The organism is Methylorubrum sp. Q1 (assembly GCF_004683995.1).
GTDB lineage: Bacteria > Pseudomonadota > Alphaproteobacteria > Rhizobiales > Beijerinckiaceae > Methylobacterium.
In genome coordinates this window covers 1-4,722 of the sequence record NZ_SRHQ01000063.1, presented here as the reverse complement: position 1 = coordinate 4,722, position 4,722 = coordinate 1, and the positions used below count along the sequence as shown (strand labels likewise).

The following is a 4,722-nucleotide window of genomic DNA, read 5'->3' as shown; positions in this document are numbered from 1 at the left end:
CTGCGCTGGCTTGGGACCACGGGCCATCGTAGCGACCTCCTCGTAGAAGGCCGCCACATGGTGCTCGCGCGACAAAACCGCAAGGAAACTTCCAACTCAGACCACTAGGGCAGGGATATGTATGGCTCGCCTGCGCGCAGCGACATTGCATTTCATTTTCCGGTTCGATTGATCGAATTTGTTGATTGCGTCGGAATTATTCGATTACTATATCTAATATTCCAGTGCATAACGTCTTGATCGGACCATCTCTCAATTCAATTTGAATCCCTTTTATAATATTTGCAGGTTTTGTATCCGAGTCCAAAATAGCGATTGCTAATGCCGACCCTTTTGATAGTCCATTTGCGCCGTCAGAAATTATTTTACCTGGAAACATATCGTTGCCGATCAAAACATTTGGCCTCAAATTATAGTCAAAAATAATATTAGAAGAATTTTTTTCATCAATTTTTTCAATATTGATTGAAAACTTTCTCTCTTTAACGCTCATGGTCTACCTCCGATGCTGTCTAGTACTCGTATTCCATATCTGACGGCACAAGATGCTCAGCGCTTGGGTGAATCATGGGTGGGGCCAGGGCATAGAGTTTCTTCCACGGATGGCACAACACTCATAAGCGCCGACGGACTCCGTCAATACCGACCGCCTTCAAATAAGCCGAGGATTGGCAAAACGCAGGCAAATTTTGAACAAAGGTTGCGACCAGGTGGTCAGCGGCAAATCAATGGACATTTGGATATCTTTCCATGAAATTAGTAATCCCAGAACTAAAACGCATCCATTCTCCGGATAAAGATATTATTGAATTTGAAGAGGAATTCAAAAATGATCCATATTGTATCTTGATACAAGCAATGTATGGAATCCATGGTCAAGAAGGAGACGAATCATTCGATATATTGGTGTGCAACCCATCTTGGATCGAGTTAGAGGCTAATAATGGCATTTTTTCGGGGAGACATTACTTGATTACGACCAGATTTGACATTGACGTTATAAAAAAATTCCTAATTGATATCGCATTAAATTGCGCGGCCTCAAGTTGGCAGGAAGCTGCCGAGAGATTAGGCAGATATGGAAAGTGGGAATTCGAAGATTACATTGAATAGTTATTAGATAAAATCCATAGTTATCGGAGTTAATATTTTGTAATGCAGTGCCGTATGTTGAAAAATTTTTTGACAATAAGGAATTGATCCAGCTTTGGGAGACGGGCCAGTCTCCCGGCCTCACAAATTTACAAAGGCAAAGATTTCTAATGAAACTAAAAAATTTGGAGGCTGAAAGTTGAGGCTGATTGGTAGATGGCTTATCAATGCCGAAGATGATCAAGCAATGTTGAGGTTTGGGAGGGTAAAAGTTAAATTCTATGAAGATGGAAACTTAATCTATAAGATCGAATGCGATGAAGCGGATCAGATAATTAAATTATCCTATTATGTGTCCGTTAATAAAATTGTAACTACCCAGCCATCGGCTCCAAAGACTGAATATACTACTTTCTTTTTTACTGAGACGGGATCGCTATTGTTGGAATTTGATGGTCTATATTGCGAATTTATCCGCGACAATGCTTGATATAAATCTACAGTTCGATCTCAATTTGAAGGCCACCTCCCGCATTGGAAGATTATATGCGCGCAAGGTTCCCAGGCCGCTTTGCTCCGCTGGTTATGCTAGATGAAATGACAAATCAATTTGAAGAAGCTGGTAGCAAAGATCCAATGTACAATAAGATTTCCGATCTACGCTCTCTAAATGAATTTACTAGAGATTATATGCACGGGGGTGCCGCTCTCCCTAATCCAGCTGCTTTGCGAGCGCAATGCAAGAGAGTTGCATCGATTGTTGGGGCTTACTTATACCCTCGGCTAATCGAAGCGCGTCAGCTATGTGTATGGGCCCAGAAACAGATCACCGAGTGCTCTGCGCAGCTGATATGTAAGCTTACGCTGGCGCCAATGCTCGTCACGGTCATACAGGATGTGGCAACGCTGACAGAGCGCTTTGAGGTTCTTCGGATTGTTGTTGCCCGGATCGTGGTCGAGGTGGGCGCAGGCCAGATAGACGCGGGTGGTCTCGATCACCGTGGTGGCCGACAGGCATCCCAGCGGCTTCAGCTTGAGCGAACGCCCCTTGCCGCTGCGCCAGGTCTGCCCGGCGGCATCCCACCAGCGGCCATCTCCGAGGTGAAACACCAACTGCCCGTGCGGCCGGCCGCACTGCTCACAGCAGCCCTTGGCACGGCCGAACCGGATCACCTCCGACAGCTCGCGCCAATCGATCGGATAGAAGAAGCGGTTGTGCGGGCGGATCGGCATCAGCTCAGTCCGCAGCGCGCGCTTGGCTGCGTGCCCGTGCCTGCGGGAAGTAGCTGTAGAAGGTGACCCGGCTGATACCGAGGCGCTTGGCGATCTCGGCCACGGAGATGTTGCCGGCAGCCAGAAGGGCGCGCGCTACCTCGAGGTCCCCCTCCGAGAGGGATTTGGGCCGGCCGCCCTTACGCCCGCGAGCGAGGGCAGCCTTCAAGCCTTCCATGGTGCGTTCGCGGTTGAGGTCGAGGAAGTACTCAGCCATGGCCCCATGCATCTGCAGGGCGAAGCGTCCGTGGGCAGTGGCGCTGTCGAACTGCTCGGTCAGGGAGCGGAAGTGGATCTCCTTGATCCGGAGACCGTCGATCGTACGCATCATCTCGACGAGGGAGCGGCCCAGGCGATCGAGCTTCCAGACCACCAGGACGTCTGTGGGACGGAGATAGGCGAGGGCGGCCTCGAACTCCGGGCGTTTGGTCCCAGCCTTGCCGCTCTTCTTCTCCTCGAAGATCCGCTCGCAACCGGCCTTGGTCAGCGCATCGCGCTGCAGGTCCAGGTTCTGATCCTGGGTCGAGACGCGGGCATATCCGACGAGCATGTCAGGATTGTCTCGCAATACCCTTATCCGAACAATAGATTACCTATCATATTTTCCTTACACAAGCGGGGCCGTTTCGCAGCGCTAGAAAGGCGCCGCTGCCGATTGTCAGGAAAACGTTCGTTTTGCTTACAAATAAAGCAGCTTGCTTCGATAACAATTTGCGGTATGTCAGTTCAGCCGTAGCAACGCTGAGCAGCATGACATGCACAAGGCTCTATGAAAGATACCTTAGACCACGATGCTATCTTGCTGATCTTTACCCCCCTCCTTTCTCTATCGGCGCGAAGGTCAGCATATCTTCTACCGAGAGGTACAAATGGCTTCGATCTCTCCGGCATTAGTTTCAGTTATTTCCATCCTTATATCAGATCTACAAGTAAAAATTGAAATAATCAAGCCGAGCATCCATTTAGCGCAAGTAAACAGTTCGAGAAAAAATACACTTTATTCTACAATAATAAACAAACTGGAAGAGGTCGTACGTGAAAAACGAGTGATAATAAACGAAGATATTACTGCCGCAACAGATCAAATTTTTTTGAATCTCGGATACAATTTCAACAAAATATCCGACGAAATCACAAGATCCGGGCTTAATAGCCTAGTTATATTTAAAGTTACTAATAAAAACACTAAAGAAAAAATTTATAGGTCTTCAACTCTACTAAAAAATAGATATAATGCCAATATAATGGTTTACATAGATATTTTTGCAATAGAAGAAAACTCCGAATTTAAAGTTTTGCGTACCAGAACCACAATAGATCTTACCATCCTGTAAAGGACAACGATTATGTCTGAACAAATTCTGGCCGTTTACAATAAAGTTACAAATGTTCCAACCATGTATGATGGTGCGTACCATATAACTCTTGTTTATATAAACAATAGAGGTCAATCGTTTTATACAAGTGCTGGCCCAACAATTCCAGCGTCGCCAGATGCTTCTACATCCCTTGGTGCCTCGAAGGACGCCGTAGAAGGAAGAGCTACAGCATACGGCGTCTTAGGCTATAAGACTGAACAATTCGATATAAATGACCCGTCAAACCCGACGATGATTGATAAAGACAGTGGCATACCATATCAAACAAAAATTTTATCTCAGGGCACTAATCTTTCATCTCAATGGAACACAATTTTGGAAACTTACCATAGTATTTCTACATTAGGCGTTCCATATTCACCCGGGTGGCAGAATTCTAATAGCGTTGCTGGAACAGCTTTACGAAAAGCTGGAATATCTATTCCGTTTGATAGCAGTTCAAAATGGGCCCCAGGGCTATTGTTGCAATTACCTACTACCAATAGTGAGTTCATAAAATTCAATGGAAATCAGACACTCAATCAATTTAATAACAATGACGGGACTGTTACGACTGTAATCGACACTGCGTCTGCCGGTCAGCAAGAAAAAATTGAAATAGTTTCAGCAAATAATATTATTATATCTCTCACTGATTATTCAAATATGAATGGGATCTTCAACATACATCATTCTGGAAAAAACAAGGAAATACTTGCTAGTAATTCGCATATTTACGCCTTTAAAGATTCGTCTCTTAATGTATTTGGCCACGGAAATACGATAAATCTCGAGAAAAATGCAAATATATATGCTGGCATATTCGGTCAAGCCGTTGTTAATGGTATTTCTGCCAGCAATTCAATCAATGTTGGCGGTGAGGGCACCAGCATTACGGCCTATGGAAGTGATGGTGTTGGTGGATACGTTGGATTGATTGCTAGCCGCCAATCTTTGACATTGGGCAACTGGGGCTTCTCCGTTGCAACTGCTCCCAATC

At 45.6% G+C, this 4,722-nt stretch carries 5 protein-coding genes; 2 read left to right on the top strand and 3 right to left on the bottom strand.

Annotated elements, in window-relative coordinates:
- Nucleotides 1–196: 196 nt before the first annotated feature.
- Nucleotides 197–493 (bottom strand): hypothetical protein, encoded by a 297-nt coding sequence (locus tag E4V01_RS25145; RefSeq protein ID WP_135300265.1) that lies wholly within the window; start codon nucleotides 491–493, stop codon nucleotides 197–199.
- 257 nt (nucleotides 494–750) lie between these two features.
- On the opposite strand from E4V01_RS25145, the gene E4V01_RS25140 reads away from it, so the two are divergent.
- On the top strand, nucleotides 751–1,113 hold the full coding sequence (locus tag E4V01_RS25140; protein WP_135300264.1) for an Imm8 family immunity protein: 363 nt from the start codon (nucleotides 751–753) through the stop codon (nucleotides 1,111–1,113).
- Nucleotides 1,114–1,893: 780 nt separating this feature from the next.
- On the opposite strand, the gene E4V01_RS25135 is transcribed toward E4V01_RS25140, so the two are convergent.
- Complete coding sequence (locus tag E4V01_RS25135; RefSeq protein ID WP_135300263.1) at nucleotides 1,894–2,325, bottom strand: hypothetical protein; 432 nt, start codon at nucleotides 2,323–2,325, stop codon at nucleotides 1,894–1,896.
- Nucleotides 2,326–2,329: 4 nt separating this feature from the next.
- Nucleotides 2,330–2,914 carry a recombinase family protein gene (locus E4V01_RS25130; protein ID WP_135300262.1) on the bottom strand — a complete coding sequence of 195 codons (585 nt, stop codon included), beginning with the start codon at nucleotides 2,912–2,914 and terminating at the stop codon, nucleotides 2,330–2,332.
- A 796-nt stretch (nucleotides 2,915–3,710) separates the two neighbouring features.
- On the opposite strand from E4V01_RS25130, the gene E4V01_RS25125 reads away from it, so the two are divergent.
- On the top strand, nucleotides 3,711–4,722 hold a 1,012-nt coding region (locus E4V01_RS25125; RefSeq protein ID WP_135300261.1), incomplete at its 3' end, for a hypothetical protein.